This window comes from Butyrivibrio sp. AE2015, assembly GCF_000420825.1.
Classification (GTDB): domain Bacteria; phylum Bacillota; class Clostridia; order Lachnospirales; family Lachnospiraceae; genus Butyrivibrio.
On the sequence record NZ_ATVR01000034.1, the window covers coordinates 19,893 to 37,932 of the forward strand.

At 39.6% G+C, this 18,040-nt stretch carries 16 protein-coding genes and 1 riboswitch; all 16 genes read left to right on the plus strand.

The features are described from left to right. The first annotated feature begins 131 nt into the window (after positions 1-131). The 16 genes from G585_RS18210 (at position 132) to G585_RS19580 (ending at position 17,345) form a co-directional block, all read left to right on the plus strand. Positions 132-1,034, plus strand: coding sequence for a GNAT family N-acetyltransferase (locus tag G585_RS18210; protein ID WP_022775711.1), 903 nt, complete (start codon positions 132-134; stop codon positions 1,032-1,034). Positions 1,035-1,105: 71 nt separating this feature from the next. Next, entirely contained in the window at positions 1,106-2,434 is a 1,329-nt protein-coding gene (locus G585_RS0113575; protein ID WP_022775713.1) for a sensor histidine kinase, read from the plus strand. A 109-nt stretch (positions 2,435-2,543) separates the two neighbouring features. Then, positions 2,544-3,332, plus strand: coding sequence for a CPBP family intramembrane glutamic endopeptidase (locus G585_RS0113580; RefSeq protein ID WP_022775715.1), 789 nt, complete (start codon positions 2,544-2,546; stop codon positions 3,330-3,332). 44 nt (positions 3,333-3,376) lie between these two features. Next, positions 3,377-3,478: riboswitch (purine riboswitch) on the plus strand. Between the two features lie 151 nt (positions 3,479-3,629). Further along, positions 3,630-4,880, plus strand: a complete 1,251-nt coding sequence (locus tag G585_RS0113585; RefSeq protein WP_022775717.1) for a BMP family ABC transporter substrate-binding protein — start codon at positions 3,630-3,632, stop codon at positions 4,878-4,880. A gap of 99 nt (positions 4,881-4,979) precedes the next feature. Beyond that, positions 4,980-6,515 (plus strand): ABC transporter ATP-binding protein, encoded by a 1,536-nt coding sequence (locus tag G585_RS0113590; RefSeq protein ID WP_022775718.1) that lies wholly within the window; start codon positions 4,980-4,982, stop codon positions 6,513-6,515. After that, entirely contained in the window at positions 6,515-7,615 is a 1,101-nt protein-coding gene (locus tag G585_RS0113595; protein ID WP_022775720.1) for an ABC transporter permease, read from the plus strand. The genes G585_RS0113590 and G585_RS0113595 overlap by 1 nt, the downstream gene beginning before the upstream one ends. After that, positions 7,615-8,607 (plus strand): ABC transporter permease, encoded by a 993-nt coding sequence (locus tag G585_RS0113600; protein WP_022775721.1) that lies wholly within the window; start codon positions 7,615-7,617, stop codon positions 8,605-8,607. The genes G585_RS0113595 and G585_RS0113600 overlap by 1 nt, the downstream gene beginning before the upstream one ends. A gap of 40 nt (positions 8,608-8,647) precedes the next feature. Next, positions 8,648-9,226, plus strand: a complete 579-nt coding sequence (locus tag G585_RS0113605) for a xanthine phosphoribosyltransferase (protein WP_022775723.1) — start codon at positions 8,648-8,650, stop codon at positions 9,224-9,226. Between the two features lie 219 nt (positions 9,227-9,445). Further along, positions 9,446-10,732 carry an MFS transporter gene (locus G585_RS0113610; protein WP_022775724.1) on the plus strand — a complete coding sequence of 429 codons (1,287 nt, stop codon included), beginning with the start codon at positions 9,446-9,448 and terminating at the stop codon, positions 10,730-10,732. Between the two features lie 157 nt (positions 10,733-10,889). Further along, positions 10,890-12,302 carry an MATE family efflux transporter gene (locus tag G585_RS0113615; protein WP_022775726.1) on the plus strand — a complete coding sequence of 471 codons (1,413 nt, stop codon included), beginning with the start codon at positions 10,890-10,892 and terminating at the stop codon, positions 12,300-12,302. A gap of 22 nt (positions 12,303-12,324) precedes the next feature. After that, complete coding sequence (locus G585_RS0113620) at positions 12,325-12,975, plus strand: DUF6796 family protein (protein ID WP_022775727.1); 651 nt, start codon at positions 12,325-12,327, stop codon at positions 12,973-12,975. A gap of 67 nt (positions 12,976-13,042) precedes the next feature. Then, on the plus strand, positions 13,043-14,668 hold the full coding sequence (locus G585_RS19125; RefSeq protein WP_022775729.1) for a histidine kinase N-terminal 7TM domain-containing protein: 1,626 nt from the start codon (positions 13,043-13,045) through the stop codon (positions 14,666-14,668). A gap of 16 nt (positions 14,669-14,684) precedes the next feature. Then, positions 14,685-15,995 (plus strand): ABC transporter substrate-binding protein, encoded by a 1,311-nt coding sequence (locus G585_RS0113630; RefSeq protein WP_022775730.1) that lies wholly within the window; start codon positions 14,685-14,687, stop codon positions 15,993-15,995. A gap of 96 nt (positions 15,996-16,091) precedes the next feature. Further along, positions 16,092-16,328 (plus strand): hypothetical protein, encoded by a 237-nt coding sequence (locus G585_RS0113635; RefSeq protein ID WP_022775732.1) that lies wholly within the window; start codon positions 16,092-16,094, stop codon positions 16,326-16,328. 102 nt (positions 16,329-16,430) lie between these two features. Continuing rightward, a complete protein-coding gene (locus G585_RS0113640) occupies positions 16,431-17,096 on the plus strand; it encodes a C39 family peptidase (RefSeq protein ID WP_022775733.1) in 666 nt (221 codons plus the stop codon). A gap of 81 nt (positions 17,097-17,177) precedes the next feature. Next, positions 17,178-17,345, plus strand: a complete 168-nt coding sequence (locus G585_RS19580; RefSeq protein ID WP_022775734.1) for a hypothetical protein — start codon at positions 17,178-17,180, stop codon at positions 17,343-17,345. Positions 17,346-18,040 lie beyond the last annotated feature (695 nt).

Sequence of the window (18,040 nt, forward strand, 5' to 3'; positions counted from 1 at the left end):
ATCATATGTGTCTTAAACTGAAGAAAATGTTTTAGCAGAAGTGATGAACGAACAGAAGGAAATGCGGCGGCTTTGTGCAAGTTGCTTCAAGATAGAATCGCCGTATAAGAGCTTAAAAGGAGACAGCATAAATGAGAACTGATATAAAATTCAAGAACTACACAGATGACGAGTATGATGCATTATGTGGTTTTCTCATTGCTTTAAATGAGAACGATGATAGCCACATTAACTGGAACTGGGCGAGACTTGAATGGATGATTGAACATCCTGAATTTGATAAGAGCTTAAAGAACTCCATTGGCCTTTGGACAGTGGATGACAAAATTGTTGGTGCTGCAATTTACGATATGTATTTTGGAGAGGGCTTTTGCGGAGTGCTTCCGGAGTATAAAGATTTATTTTCTTCGGTTGTTGAATATGCTTATAAAGAACTAAAGGATGACTCAGGGTTTGGACTGGCTATCTGTGACGAGAATACAGATGAAATAAAGATGGCAAAGAGCCTTGGATTTACACTCTCTGATCAGGATGAGACCATCATGGAAAGGAGTCTTTTTGATTCGCTAGAAGCAAAGCTTCCAGAGGGGATTAAGTTCTTTTCTCCGGATCCCGTGAAGGATGCTTATGACCTTCAGTGGCTCTTCTGGCTGGGATTTGATCATGGTGATGATAAAGCTGAATTCGAGCGTGAAGAAGAAATCGTTCCAAGGGTCAGGAAGCATTTTAATAAGGACTTAGGTGTTGCTGCTGTGAATGAAAATGGAGAAATGGTGGCATGCTGTCTGCTATGGTATATGGCAGGTACTGACTATGTTTATGTTGAGCCTGTATGTACTATTCCCTCATATAGAGAAAAAGGCGTTGCTAAGGCTGTTATCTTTGAAGCGCTGGGCAGAGCAAAAAAGCTTGGAGCAAAAAGAGCTTACGTCATTTCCGATATGGAATTCTATGAGAGGCTCGGCTTTAGAAAGAAGTATCATTATTCATTTTGGTTTAAGAAGGATGGCGAAAAAGATTATGATAAAAATTGAGACTGAAAGACCGGAAAAATTAACGATGCTATAATAATTTAGAAATACATAGTATCAAGGGGGGATTAGTTATGGCTGACCTTTTGTCCAATCCATATACATTGCTGCTATTAGGGGATATAGTAGCTCTTTTTGTGTACTATGCCATGCATATGAGTTTTTACGTGATGCGAGAATTCTTTAAGAAGCATAGGATTCTCGTATTTATGATATATGCATTAACTGTGCTGTCTTTCTTTTACGCCAATACGCTGGGAGTGATTTATATAAATCTGATAGCATCATACCTGGCATTCCTCATTCCATTATTCATTTGCTATAAAGTTAATCATATTCGAGGCATAATATATTTCATTTTCTATATTGCTGCCCAGAGCGCAATTGAAGTAATCATCACGATTTATGTTCAAGGCGTTCAGAGTATGGATATGGTTAAGATAAACTATGACTTTATGACTCCTCAGAGCTATGGAATTATCTTGTCTTTGCAGATTATTGTGGTCAGAGTCATCTGTCTTTTCGGAAATAAGGATAAGGATAAGAGGCTTGATAAGGAAATACTTCCATATGTTGTGCTGCCAATCGCTACTATCATTATTTTGGTTCTTGATGGCAAAAGATATCTTAGAGGAGAGGAATATAACCTTTCCCAATATACTGAACTTATGGTGGTTCTTGTAGCTATTAACATACTTGTCTTTGGATTTCTTGAAAAACACACAAGACTCATGAAAATGGAGATGGAAGCAAGGCAAAATGAGTTAAAGCTTCAATCAGATGCGGTTATTATGGAGATTGCAACCAAAGCCATGAGGGAACGACTTGCTATTTCTGAGAGCATCATGCAGCAGGACAGAGCCATGCGTCATGACAGAAGACATTTTGAGGCTCTTCTTCAAACACTTTTACAGGATGGAAAGACGCAGGAAGCCCTGGATTGTCTTAATGAGAGGCTCAAACAGGAACCCCACTCTGTAAAAAGATATTGCGAGAATACTACACTTAATGCGGCAATCACACATTACCTGTCTATGGCCGAAAAAGAGAATATAAAGGTAAATATATCTGCTAATATCCCTGCAAATCTGAATGTGGATGAGATGCAGCTTGCCATAGTGATCAGTAATCTTATAGAGAATGCTATCCATGCTTGCGAAAAAGTTCCTGAGAGTGAGAGACGGATTGACATCACGGCAAGGTATAAAAGTCAGCTTCTGTTTGAAATCACGAACTCATGCGCTGAGGAAGTAAAGCTGGATGAGGAAGGACATCCGTTTAATACTGAGGAAGAGCATGGAATAGGAACTAGAAGTGTTCTTAACTTTATAAATCAGACAGATAGCGAGATTAGATATATAGCAGAAGAGAAGACTTTTAAGGTCAGGATGCTGATAAATTAAAGAATAAGTGTAAAACAGACCTAAATCAGTGAAACTGGGGGGCTGTTTTATTTTGCTGTAAATTATTGTTGGATTTCGTATTTGATATGTGGTAGATAGAGAGGAAAAAATGGAAAAGAAAATTAAAAAGTACGTAGTTTTAAGCTATCTTGTGTTTTGGTGTATGGTTCTCGGAATATGTGGAACAGCAAGTATGGTATTTCACTGTCCGCCCGTAGTAATGCGCATATTGTCCAATGTATGTGCCTGGTCACCGACCATAGTGCTCCTTAAGGGATTTAGGTATTTTTGTCCCGGAGTGACCATTACAGGGTTCTATAAAAAGGCTTTTGGCGTGAGAATGTCATTGCTGTCGTTATTTGCATCTGCGGTTATTACCATAGCAGCAACTGTGATCACTGTTTTTGTGCTGTCCCTGATCCAGGGCAGAGCCTTTGGAACATATTGGAGTCTTGGAGTATATCCATTTTGGGCATCTTTTTTATTCTCGATCACAACGGGACCGACAGGAGAAGAATCAGGCTGGAGAGGGTATCTTCGCCCATACCTTAATGCAAAATACAGTTTTTTCCGAGCGTCAGTGATACAGGGTGTTATATGGGCATTCTGGCATACCATACTGTGGTTTGTTGATTCAGATTATATGGGGATTCAGATGATACCCTATGTTCTGTCCAACGTCATCGTAATGACGGGGCTCTGCTTTATCATGAACTATTTCATGGAAAAGAATGACAACCTTATCTATGGCATAGTGATACACTTTTGCTTTAATTTCCTATATTGTTTCTTGCAGGTTGATATATGGTTTTATGTTATTCTGTCGGCAGTTTATATTGTGATAATTGCGCTGATATATTGGAAAAACAAAAAACGAGAGCAATCAGAAAAATTATAAAAAGAAAAGATAAAAAAAGCTTGTAATCTTGATGTTACTTTGCTAATATAAGCGGGTATTTTATCGATATAGGTCAAATGATATGGATTTGATGTTTCTACCCGGTTACCGTAAATTACCGGACTATCGAGTGTTTGATGTATATACAACAGTTTTATACTATTAATTGTTAATGATATCAAATCAGATAGGCGTAGAAACTCGGATTCTACGCCTTTTTATTTTGCTTCAAAGAAAAGCATAGAAAATCCATCCCTACAAATGACCTGTGATCGGTTAAAAAAATGGGAGGAAGACATGAAAAAATTCAAAAAAGTGTTGTCAGCAGTTCTTGCTGCAACAATGGTAATGGCATTATCTGCCTGCGGAAGCGCAACTGAAACAGAAACAGCATCAGCATCAGAGGTTACTGGCACAGAGGCTGCACAGACAGCTTCATCAGATGTAAAGGTTGGATTTATATTTTTACACGATGAGAATTCAACATATGATCTGAACTTCATCAATGGTGCCACACAGGCATGCGAAGCAGCCGGTGTTGAGTATATGCTCAAGACAAATATTCCTGAAGGACAGGAATGCTATGAGGCGGCTTGCGAACTTGCAGATGCTGGTTGTGATATCGTATTCGCAGATTCATTTGGTCATGAAGACTACATGATTGAGGCAGCTAAAGAATACCCTGAAGTTCAGTTCTGTCATGCAACAGGTACAAAGGCACATACAGAGGGCCTTTCCAATTACCACAACGCTTTTGCTACAATTTATGAGGGACGTTATCTTGCAGGTATTGCTGCAGGAATGAAGCTCAATGAAATGATCGCAAATGGAGAAATAACTGAAGACCAGGCTAAGATTGGTTATGTTGGTGCATATACATATGCAGAAGTTATCTCAGGTTACACATCATTCTTCCTTGGCGCCCGCTCTGTATGCCCTTCAACTACAATGGAAGTAACTTTTACAGGTTCCTGGTATGATGAGACGGCTGAAAAAGAAGGCGCTAACAAGCTTATCGAAGATGGCTGTGTTCTTCTTTCCCAGCATGCTGATTCAATGGGTGCTCCTACAGCATGTGAAAAGGCTGGTGTACCTGACGTGTCCTACAACGGAAGCACAGCATCCGCTTGCCCTAACACATTCATTGTTTCTTCAAGAATTGATTGGACACCATATTTCGCATATATCATCGACGCTGTAGCAAATGGAACAGAGATTGCTACTGACTGGGTTGGAACACTTGAGACAGGTTCTGTTGTCCTTACAGACCTTGGAAATGCTGCAGCAGAGGGAACAGCTGAGGCAATAGCAGAGGCTGAAAAAGCTATGAATGCAGGAACACTTCATGTATTTGATACAACTACATTTACTGTTAATGGTGAGACACTTACATCCTACATGGCTGATGTAGATACAGATGCTGAGTATACTGCTGATACTGAAGTTATCACAGATGGTTATTTTGCAGAATCAGGTTCTGAATTCCGTGCAGCTCCTTACTTTGACTTACAGATTGATGGAATTTCACTTCTTGATACAGCATATTGATCATAACATAATGTGATCTTAGGAAATCTTTGTGAGCACAGGACTTACTGTGCTGTAACAAAGATTTCCTATTTTTAATCTATTTTGTATTTTTGAAAGGTGATAATCGTGGAAAACAAAGAAGTAGCCATATCGCTTCGTGGCATTACAAAGACTTTTGGTGATGTAACGGCAAATAGCAATGTCAATCTCGATGTTTATAAGGGTGAAATATTATCTCTTCTTGGTGAGAATGGAAGTGGAAAAACAACTCTTATGAATATGCTTGCAGGAATCTATTACCCTGATGCCGGTCAGATAATCATAAACGGCAAGGAGGCTGTTATCCGTTCTCCTAAGGATGCGTTTGATCTGGGAATAGGCATGGTTCATCAGCATTTTAAGCTTATTGATGTGTTTAATGCGACAGAGAATATAATTCTTGGTCTTGAAGGAAGGCTTAATATAAAAGAGGCTGAAAAAAGAATCAGGGAAATCTGCGACAAATACGGATTTGAGATCAATACAAATAAGAAAATATATGATATGTCCGTCTCTGAAAAGCAGACAGTTGAGATTGTTAAGGTGCTTTATAGGGGTGCTGATATTTTAATATTGGATGAACCAACAGCCGTACTGACTCCTCAGGAAACCGAGAAGCTTTTTAATGTCATGCGCAATATGAAAAAAGATGGAAAATCCATAGTTATTATTACTCACAAGTTAAACGAGGTGCAGAGCATATCCGATAGAGTTGCGGTTCTGCGCCATGGAGAATTCATCGATGATATGAAGACAAGCAAGACCAATGCTCAGGAAATGACAGATATGATGGTGGGACATTCAGTCTCTCTTAATATCGACAGACCCGAGCCTGTGGATCCCAAGCCGCGCATCGTGGTGGAAAATCTCACTGTTGTTGATGAAGAGGGAATTGTTAAGCTTGATGATGTGTCTTTTACCGCCAATACGGGAGAAATACTGGGAATTGCCGGAATATCCGGCTGTGGACAGAAGGAACTGCTTAGGGCAATTGCGGGTCTCGAAAATATTAAAGATGGAAAGATCACATATGTTCACCAGGATGGAAGAACGGAGGACCTTCTTGGTAAATCTCCGAGAGAAATCTCTGATCTTGGCGTAAAGCTGTCATTTGTCCCTGAAGACAGACTTGGAATGGGACTTGTAGGCAATATGAATCTTGCTGACAATATGATGCTCAGATCCTATAGAAGTGGCAAGTCGAGATTTTTCACAGAGAAAAAAGAGCCTAGAAAGCTTGCGGAGAGAGTTGTAAATAAATTGCAGGTGGCAACTCCAAGTATCGACACTCCTGTACGCCTGCTTTCCGGCGGAAATGTACAAAAGATTCTTGTTGGAAGAGAGATATCCTCAAGACCTAAGGTTTTGCTGACTGCATATGCGGTAAGAGGTCTTGATATCAGTTCTTCCTACCAGATATACGATCTTATCAACAAGCAGAAAGAACGAGGAGCTGCTGTGCTTTTTGTAGGTGAAGATCTGGATGTTCTTGTTGAGCTCTGCGACAGAATTCTTGTTCTTTGCGGTGGCAAAGTTACGGGAATTGTAGATGGCAGGAATACCGATAAATTCACCTTGGGATCAATGATGACACAGAAAGGAGAGGCTTCATAATGGAACAGAAGGTAAAAGAGCCTCGTTTTCATATAGTAAAAAGGGCAGACATCCGCAGCAGGGAAGCATGGACTATCAGAATAATCGCAATTTTGGCTGCTTTGGCATTATGTGCACTAATTACTATGGTCTGCACAGGTGACAATCCAATATCAATATTTGCAACAATTTTTAAAGGTGCATTTGGCACTCAGAGAAAAACCTGGATAACGCTGCAGTATGTTGCCATTCTTCTTATTATTTCTCTGGCACTGACACCTGCATTTAAAATGCAGTTTTGGAATGTCGGTGGTGAAGGACAGGTCTTGATAGGAGGTCTTGCAGCGGCAGCATGTATGATAACACTATCAGACAAGCTTCCGAATGGTGTCATAATTATTCTTATGATAGTTACTTCTTTATTGGCGGGGGCTGTCTGGGGAGTAATTCCGGCATTGTTTAAAGCCTTGTGGAACACTAATGAAACGCTTTCAACACTGATGATGAACTATATTGCTACGCAGCTTGTGGCGTATTTTACTATAGTCTGGGAGGTTCCTAAGGGATCAGGCAAGATTGGTATAATCAACCAAAATACAAATATAGGCTGGCTTCCGAGCATTGGCAATAAATATCTTTTAAGTATTATTGCTGCTGCTGTTGTCACTATTGGAATGTTTATTTATTTGAAATATACCAAGCACGGATATGAGATAGAAGTAGTTGGTGAAAGTCAGAACACTGCCAGATATGTAGGAATCAGTGTTGAGAAGGTCATAATAAGAACCATGTTGTTGTCCGGCGCAATTTGCGGATTGGCGGGTCTTCTTTTAGTGGGAGGCATCAATCACACAATAACAACAACAATTTCTGATGGACAGGGCTTTACAGGTGTTATGGTTTCATGGCTTGCAAAGTTTAACCCGGTTGCTATGATCTTTACCAGCCTTCTTATTATTTTCATGGACAGAGGTGCCAGTGAAATATCCACTGCATTTGAACTTAATCAGAGTTTTGCAGATATTCTGACCGGAATAATTCTGTTCTTCATAATTGGATGTGAGTTTTTTATCAGATATAAAATCGTTGTACGTAAAGATTTGGGAAAGGAGAACGCATAATGTTTAGTCTGGTTGCATTTATACCAAGAGCTGTACAGCAGGGCGTTCCTCTGTTGCTTGGAAGTACGGGTGAGACAATCACAGAAAAATCAGGTAATCTGAATTTGGGAATACCCGGTGTCATGTACGTCGGTGCAATAAGCGGTGTAATAGGATCTTTTTTCTATGAACAGTCTGTTGCGTCAGGAGAGTTAAATGGTTTCCTTGCAATTTTTATTCCTCTTATCTGTGCACTGACAGGTTCTCTTTTGATGGGATTGTTATATTGCTTTTTGACCGTCAGTTTAAGGGCAAATCAAAATGTTACAGGTCTTGCCATGACTACGTTCGGTATAGGTTTTGGTAATTTCTTCGGTGGCTCTTTGATAAAGCTTGCAGGTGCTGATGTTCCATCAATTTCACTCTCAGCTACTTCTGCCTATTTTAGCAGGACCCTGCCTTTTGCATCAAAAACGGGATGGTTTGGCAAAGTGTTCCTTTCATACGGATTTCTGGCATATGTTGCAATTATTATTGCTTTGATCTGTGCGTATGTGCTTAAGAAGACAAGAGTAGGACTTCACCTTCGCGCTGTTGGAGAAGATCCTGCAGCTGCAGATGCTGCCGGAATAAATGTAAAAAAATACAAATATATTTCGACATGTCTTGGATGTATGATAGCAGGACTTGGTGGCTTATACTATGTAATGGATTATGCATGTGGTGTTTGGTCCAATGATGCTTTCGGCGACAGAGGATGGCTTGCCATTGCGCTCGTTATCTTTACGATATGGAAACCTGATGTAGGCATTTTTTCATCAATACTTTTCGGAGGGCTCTACATTTTATACTTGTATCTTCCTTCGGGAACACACACAGAATACAAGGAGCTGTATAAGATGATTCCTTACATTGTAACTCTTGTGGTGCTTGTTTTTACCAGTATGAGAAACAAAAAAGAAGATCAGCCTCCAAAGAGCCTTGGAACCAATTACTTCCGCGAAGAAAGATAAATAGCATTTGATATGAATCAAAAACAAAGAAGGTAGAGAGATGAATTTTCTTGAAGAGAGAATTATGAAAGACGGTGTTGTTAAAGAGGGCAACATACTAAAAGTGGACAGTTTCTTAAATCATCAATTGGACGTTGAGCTTTTTGATAAGATGGGCGCAGAATGGGCTAAAAGATTCGAAGGAGTCGAGATAAATAAGATCCTGACCATTGAAGCATCAGGTATAGGTATTGCCTGCGTGGCAGCAAGACATTTTAATGTTCCTGTGGTATTTGCAAAAAAAACGCAGAGTGTCAATCTGGATGGGGAAATGTACACCGCTGAAGTGGAGTCTTTTACCCACAAAAATAAGAATCAAGTGATCGTATCAAAGAAGTTCCTTGATGAGAATGATAAGGTTCTTATTATTGATGATTTCCTGGCAAACGGCTGTGCTTTGCAAGGACTGATATCCATAATAAATAATGCCAACGCTACTGTGGCAGGCATTGGTATAGCTATAGAAAAGGGCTTCCAGCCAGGTGGACAGATAATCAGAAACTTAGGCTATAAACTTGAATCTCTTGCAATCGTCGATGGAATGGATCATGTAACAGGTAAGATCATCTTCAGAGATTGATATTTTCATATTATAATATAGTAAGAATCTGTGTAAAAAGACTCCAGATAAGTGCAAGGTGTCTTTTTTATATTGCAAAGCGTATAGTTACTATAAAACATATAAAAATAAGGAAAAATGTTTTTGAATGATAGAAGCAAAGAAGAGAGGAAGGGCATGATCAATTGCATTGCATATGCTCCATGCAGATAAAACTATTTGTATGGAGGATAAATAACAATGAAAAACAGAATAAAGGAATTAAGAGATTTTTACATAATCTGGCTCACACAGAGTTTGTCACAGCTAGGTAGTGCAATAACGGGATTCGCGCTGACGCTGTGGATGTATGAAAAGACAGGATCTGCACTGAGTACAGCTGCGCTAAGAATTTGCACATATGCACCATATGTAATTATGAGCATTTTTGCCGGAGCAATAACAGACAAGTTTGATAAAAAGAAAACCATGCTCATATGCGACTTTTTAGCGGCGCTTACGACTGTTGCTGTATTTGTATTATACAAAACTGATACTCTGTCAATGTGGCATTTATACGCCATCAATGCCTTTTCAGGTCTCATGAACACTGTTCAGCAGCCTGCGTCAGAAGTGACATATTCGCTTATTGTTCCAAAAGAGTATTATCAGAAGACCAGTGGTTTTCAGCAATTGTCACGTTCGCTCATTTCAATTGGTAACCCGCTCATAGCTGCAGCGGTTTATGGATTAGCTGGCCTTGAAACGGTTATTGCTGTAGATCTTCTGACTTTTGCCATTGCATTTGTGGCATTATTGTTCTATATAAAATTGCCTGAGATTCAAGATGGAGCAGGCAAGGATGAAAATGTTATCAAACTGGCAAAGGAAGGGCTAAGGTTCCTAAAAGATACTCCGCTGATACTTACCGTAATACTGTTCATGGCGGGGGTTAACCTGACAGCTTCAGCTTTTGATGCTGTGCTTCCGGCCCTTGTTATACCTCAAAAAGGTAACAATGTGTATGGAATTGTAACAGCATGCTCGGGGCTGGCTATGGTAGCAGGAAGCTTTCTTCCAATGATCCTGCCAAAACCCAGGGATAGAGTAAAGGTTATATATCTCACGATGCTTTTTGCGCTAGGGATAGAGAATTTTTTACTGGCCTTTGCCAGAAACCCAGTATTATGGTGTGTTGCTCAGATAATAGGATGGGTGTTCGTACCACTTATGGCAGCCAACCAGAATGTTATAATGCGCAATGTCATACCAATAGAGCTTCAGGGAAGAGTATATGCTTGCAGGAATACTCTGCAGTTCTTTACCATTCCCATTGGTCTTTTCCTTGGAGGACTCTTTGTAGACAAGATCTGCGAACCCTTTATGGTACTTAAAAGTGATGATCCCTTCTGGACTTTTCTTTTCGGAAGTGGAAAGGGGGCAGGCGCAGCGATGATGATGTTTATTCTTGGCGTGACAGGAACGACCATCTGTATAATATCTGGCCAGATTATGAAGAGATATAAATATTCTGAATTATACTTTTGATTTAAATATCAGTGTAAAACAGCCTCAAATGAGTGTAAATTTGAGGCTGTTTTTTGTTTTGTGATAAATATATGATTGTACTGAAATCGGTATGCTCATAAAGGAAGAAGACAGAAGGAGAGTTTTCAGTAGGAGATAGCTACTGACTTTTAAATGTATGAGAGAAAAGAATACGATTTTCGGAAGTGGAAAGTTTTATAAAAATGTGCTGGCGATAGCAGTCCCTATAATGCTTCAGCAGCTTATACAGAGCATGGTGTCGCTGATAGATAATTTTATGGTATCAGGACTGGGCGATATATCAATGTCAGGGGTAAATGTTGCCGGTCAGGTGCTTTTTGTGTTTATGGTATTAATTAACACAATCTGCATGACCGGAGGGATATTTCTTACGCAGTTTTTTGGTGCAAAAGACAGTGGCGGAATGCAGCAGGCGTTTATGTTTAAACTGCTTGCAGGATTTGTAGCACTCGTTCCATACCTTATGGTATGTTTATTATATCCGAGAGAAATCCTGTCGTTTATGGTTATGGGAAACACACAGGCGGCTCTTATTCTTGATGAGGCAGTTCCATATATACGGATCATGTCTGTTGTGGGAATCCCAATGATCATTTCTGTGAGTATCGCCAGTTCACTTAGAGATATGGGAAGAGTTAAAACGCCACTGGTTGTAACAGTAATAGCAACTCTTACAAACACCGTTTTCAATTATCTTCTTATTTACGGGAATTTTGGAATGCCGGCACTTGGTGTCCGAGGAGCTGCTTATGCTACTGTTATAGCAAGAACAGTAGAGTTTGCAATATTTGCATTTATCTATTTCAAGAGCAAGCCTGATTTTGCAGTTCACTTTAGCAGAGAATTCATAATAGATGGAAAGTTGTTCAGGGAAATAATAAAGAAAGGTGCTTTGATGCTTTTTTGCGAGATGACCTGGGTTCTTTCCGAAACCTTAACGACAGCTATTTATAACGGAAGGGGCGGAGCAGATGTTGTTTCAGGAATGGCATCGAGTTTTGCCATAGCTAATCTGTTCTTTGTGGCATTTGGTGGAATCTACTCTGCAACTACCGTAATAATCGGGAAAACTCTTGGAGAAGGCAATCTTGAAAAAGCCCGCAGAGAAAAAACGTGGCTCCTGTCAGGATCTATCGTTTTTGGTGTTGCCATGACCTTTGTTGGATTTGCGACAACACTTATCATTCCGGTAGTGTTTGGAAAGCTAAGCCCAAGTGCCATTACAATTTCAAGGAGTATGGTAATACTTATGGCATTTTTTATGCCTGTATGGGTGCTTGTAAATGCACAGCAGGCAATCGCAAGATCCGGCGGCGACACGAAGATGGGTGCATATGCAGATGCCGGAATAACTATAGTGGTAATGCTTCCTATGCTTTTTCTGCTTGCAAGATACACTGATATTGGACCTGTACAGATGTACCTTTGCGTAAAACTTCTGGACATTGGCAGGACCCTTATATTCCATTTTTGGCTGAAAAAAGAGCGCTGGCTTAATAATCTTGCATGTGAGCATCAGTCAGAGCCACGTGTCCAGGAGGCTTTGTGAAGTTTTCGGGAGGAAAACAAAGATGAATACTCTATTAGCTGTAATTGGAATTATTGGTGGCTTACTATGTGCTACAGCAGATCTTTTGTTGGATTTAAAAGGACCGCAGAATAAGAAACTTGGAAAGATGGGCGTAATTGACAGCGAATGGAAAAATATGGCCCATTGGAGATTTGTGTGGTCTGACATCCTTGCGATGTTTGCAGTGCCTATGTACTCCTGCGGATTTATTGCTTTGATGATGACTCTCTACAAGGAGCATTCAATGATCGCCACAGTTCTTTCGGTCATATTCCTGATCGGAGCAATGGGAGGATTTATGATTCATACCTTTCTTTGCCAACAGCCGACAATATACAGAAAGATCATAGCAAAAGCAGATTCGAAGCTTGCTGAAGATGTGATCCAGTCTGTCTTTAAGCAGATTTATGTACCTTTTTTTACACTGTATTCGATGCTGGTCATTATTCCTGCGATAGCGGTTATAGTGCTTATTATTATGGACTTTATCCATGCTCCAATATGGTGCGTGTTACTAAATCCTGTAGTATTCCAGCTTGTTGGTTTTTTGTTCAGAGCGACTAAACTGGATATCTTTATTGATGCGCCAAGCTGCTGCGCAGCAAGTCTTGGACTTGCAGCATATGGGGCGTTGGCTTTGATATGCCTGTAAAGATATACACTATTAGGAAAAGAAATTGCTATAATTAAGTAGCAATTTGTGAATAAAGGACATAACAATGACTATGAGGGAATTTCTTTTAGGCGCGATAATACTTAGCATATTTGCTATGCTTTTTGAGGGGGTTGTTGTATTTAGAAACCTCAAGAACAAGCTTCATGCATATCTTTTTCTCAACTGCATCACAATGCTGGTCAACAATACCGGATATCTTCTGGAACTTCTTTCAAAAACTGAAGAAGGATATATTGCTGCCCTGAAGTTCTCATATGCAGGTAGAGCGTTTATTTTATTTTCCATTATTATGGTTTCTGCTGAGCTGTGTCACATTTCGATTCCGAAGCTCCTTGTAAGAGCATTACTTCTAATTGATGTGTTTGTTTATGCCATCATTTTTACATTTCAGAAACATGATCTATACTATTCCAAAATTTGGTACGACAAGACCGGTATGTTTCCGGTTCTTTTGCAGAGAGCCGGTATTGTACATAAGGCGTTTATGCAGTATCAGGCTGTTGTCATTGTGATTGTTTTAGCAATGCTGTTCAGATCCATAAAATATCACAAGGGTAAAATTGCCAAAAGGCGTGCCTTTATCATTATCGGTGGATTTCTCATTGCGTCAATTCTCTATTTGTTCCAGATTGCACATGTTTTCTTTATTACATATTACTTTGACTTAACTGTTTTTGGAAATGTTGCGATCACTATTTCCATGTTCATTGCCATATTCAGATATAACCTTCTTGGGGTTATTGATATGGCCAGAGATTATATTGTGGACAGGTTATCAGAGGGAGTTATTGCTCTTGATGTTGACGACAAGCTTCAGTACTACAATGAGCATGCAAAAGAGCTTTATCCTGATATTACCAAAGACCCAATGAGTGTCGTTAATACTTTGAGAGAGGCGATTATAAGAGGCGACACCATTGAGATTGGAGATAAGTATTACACACCAGAGGAAAAAGAGCTTTCGGCAGATGGAGAAGTAATAGGAAAGCTCTATGCATTGGTTGACTCAACTGTACTTAAACAGAGGGAGTACCAGCTAAAATCAGATGCGGCTATTTTGGAAATGGCCGCAAACAGTATGAAAGAGCGACTGAATGCCACAGAAGAGATTCTTAGTCAGGACAGGGCTATGCGACATGACAGGAGGCATTTCGAAGCACTTCTTTTATCTCTTATCCAGGATGGTAAGGTGGATGAAGCAAAAAAATGCCTTGAGGAACGAATGTCACAGGAGCCGCGGGGAAGCAGGTCTTTTTGTGAAAATACGACAGTTAATGCAGCGCTCATGCATTATGTGACCATAGCTGAGAGGAATAATATAAGGGTAAAGGTATCGGCCAACATTCCTCATAATGTTGGTGTTGATGAGATGCAACTGGCTATTGCTATAAGCAATTTGCTAGAAAATGCGATCAACGCTTGTGAAAAGGTTCCTGAGAATGAACGATTCATTGAAGTTACCGGTAAATTTAAGCAGCAGCTTCTTTTAGAGATATCAAATTCCTGCCAGGGGCAGGAAAAGCTTGATGAAGACGGGCATCCTGTTACTTCAAAAGAAGGACATGGAATTGGAACCAGAAGCGTTCTTGACTTCGTGAAAAAGACCGGCAGTGAGATCAGATATATTACAGGGAACAATACGTTTAAAGTACAAATGTTGATTGGATAGTATGAGGGGAATTTTTATGAAAAAGGGTGTTTTATATTTTTTAATCTTAGCCCTGTGCCTGGGATTGCTTAGCGGCTGTGGAGGCAAGATACAGGAAGGGAAAACGACCATAACCTTTCAAACCTGGAATCCCGCTGACTATGGGCCAGATAGCCCAATTTACCAGATCATTGATTCTTTTGAAAAAGAGAATCCGGATATACATGTAGAATATGTCTTTACTAAATCAGTCGCATATCAGGAGCATATGAGGGTAGAGCTGATAGATGGTGATGGTCCTGACGTATATGGAATAAGCACCGGTTCAGCTTTTGATACATTCCGGGTTTTTGAAGAAGACCTGACTCCCTTTTGTGAAAGAGAATGGGGAGAGGATTGGAAGGAGATATTTCTTGATTCATGTCTGGAGAGCGTAAGTGGTGATGATGGCAGGATTTATGGACTTCCCTTGGGACAAACCTATGCCGGATATATGTGGGCAGACGTAGATATGCTAAAGCAGTACGGATGCGAAGTTCCGGCCAATTACCTGGATATGAAGAAAACCTGTCAGACACTTCGCGAGAATGGACAGATGCCTTTGGCAATTGGAGCCAAGGATTCATGGATGAATCTTGATATGTGGATGTCAATTGCTGCAGACTGCGACAAGGATGCTTTATATGATGCAATAGAAGGTAAAGCAAGTTTTGAATCAGAGCCTTTAATTGAATCTTTTAGGATTTGGCAGGACTGCTTTACAAGCGGGGTATTTCAGGATAAAGCGGTGAAGATGCCTATTTATGACACTATAAATGACATGTTTCAGCAAGACGGCAAGATACCTATGATCACAAACGGTTCCTGGGCTATGAACATGTACACAGTAAGCGATGAGAGAACCAGGGCTGTTGTTGACAGAGAGGGCGCAGACCATGATGTATTTCTGATTGATTGGAATGGTGATGGAAAAATAGCCCCTATAACCGCAAATCCTGATGTGGTTCTTTGCATGAACCCTGAATCAACGCAGAAAGAAGCGGCTTTCCGCTTTATGGACTATCTGGTAAACGAAGGTCAGGATCTTTTGGTCAATCAATATCTTGAGTATATGCCATCAAGGGCTGATATGGAGCTAAACGTTCAGGGACTTAGTGAGGATGGTCAGAAAAATCTTAATGTGATAATAGAAAACGGCAAAAACAATGTAGCGGGACCAAGAGGAATCAAGTATGAGGACTTAAGTCTTGCTGTTTGTAATGAACTAAAAGAACTTGCGATAGGTAAAATTACGCCGGAGGAAGCCGCCAGTCAGATTGAGAAAATATCTAAGGAAACAATACGATAAATCAATATAAAGAAAGGAAAAACAACGCAATGAAGTTAGTTATTCACGATCTCAGTAAAAGCGAATGGGACAAAATATCAGATAAATACAGGGATTATGACGGCATCTCCTAACATGGATAAGGGCCCTGCGCGCAACATTGCTGTTGGACTTTGTGATCTTGCCAATGCCATAAATGAAGCAAAACCTATGGAAGACTTCTATGCTGATGCATTTAAGTTCCCGCGGTTTTTGTATATACTTGCTGCCAACTCAGACTGGCCCAAAAGCGGTAAGTTAAATGGTCTGAAAAAGAAGGATCTTTATAAGCAACCCGAGCTATCTAATGCTTGAAACGGAATCTACAGATAAATATGGCTAACAGCACACAATTTAGGTTGTGTGTTGTTTTCTTTCTTCATATAATATAGAGAAAAAGTTGGGGATAATGTGTATATGAAAAAAGTAGTTCAATGTTTAGCGGCAATACTGATAGTTGTAGTAGTTTTTTTTGCAGGAGCATTTATAAGGCTGGGGATAAGGACAAACAATATTCATGAAGATTATTCTTCTATATATATAAATACAAAGTACAACAGGCCTGTTTATATTGAAGGCATTGATGTTATAACTCAAAAGATATCGTGCGGATACGCATGTATAGAGATGTTTTCCAAATGGGATGGAGGAGATATAACCGAAGAGACTCTTTTTAATGAATATGGAAAAGTTGTTACCTCAACCGGCCCTAAATTTGCAGAAGAGATGAATAAAAGATTTCCCGGGTATACCACTACTATCCACAGATATCTGACTAATACTGAATTGATCGAAGCTGCCTATGAGAATTTGTCCGAGGGGATACCGGTACCATTTGAGTGGGCAGCTAAATACGGAGATGATTGGACTCTTCACTATTCGCTTCTTATTGGCATGGACATTCAGAATGATAATATAACAGTTGCTAATCCCTATGGATATATAGAAGAAATATCTGTTGAAGAGTTTTTGGAGCGTACCAGCTTTGAAGCTTATGATAATATGCCGTTCTATTTTAAGATGGCCTTTGCTATTGATCTGTTTGATAAGAATACCATTTTCACTGTTCGGAAAAATAATTGAAATTTTTTTGCCGCCTGTTCCGTATCATCGTATTAATAATTGTAAGTATGATGAAAATATATTTAGAGAGGGGAACAGAAAATGACAGCTATGGAAATGGGAATGAAAATTTTAAAAACAAAAATGATGATAAACGAGGGGAAATTGGATGCACTTTCAAGTATAAATCATTCACTTTTCTTCTTTGAAAAGGCACATTGTAATACCTGTGAGCCGGAAAATATAAAAAAATCTGTTTTTAAAGCATAAATTTTTCAGTAGTAAAGCTGGTCGAAAATCTGTAGTGGGAAAACAAAGCCGGAAACCAGTTATTTACTAGCTGGTTTCTGTTTTTGTCCTAGGCTGACTTTAACAATATATATTCCATATATTCTTTAAAGTGAAACGTAAAAATGACAAAGCCTAAAAAAGGCAAAAAAAAATATAAAAAAGGTGTTGACACTTAAGTACCCGGGTGATATATTTGTATTCGTTGCTGATGCAGCCGCGAAACACAAGGCACTGCAAATGCAGCACTGGAGCGGATTTCAAACTCCTGCACCTTGACAAATAAACAGTAATGCAACCCTGAAAAATTCCAAAAAGCAATGAGCATTGCGGAATCAGGAAAGCAGAAATCGAATGAGCTTGCTCAATGAGATTTATGATTGACTGATTACATTTTGCGAATGCAAAAGCTTGGGAATTACGAAGTAATTCGCAAGACCAATGCTCGAAAGAGAATTTATTCAGAACAAAGATTTAGTAAATAACGGACAGAACAAAAGCCAAGCTTATTGACTGATTACATTTTGCGAATGCAAAAGCTTGGGAATTACGAAGTAATTCGCAAGACCAATGCTCGAAAGAGAATTTATTCAGAACAAAGATTTAGTAAATAACGGACAGAACAAAAGCCAAGCTTAGTTCTAGCCTGATCAAACTTTTAAACGTGAGAGTTCGAT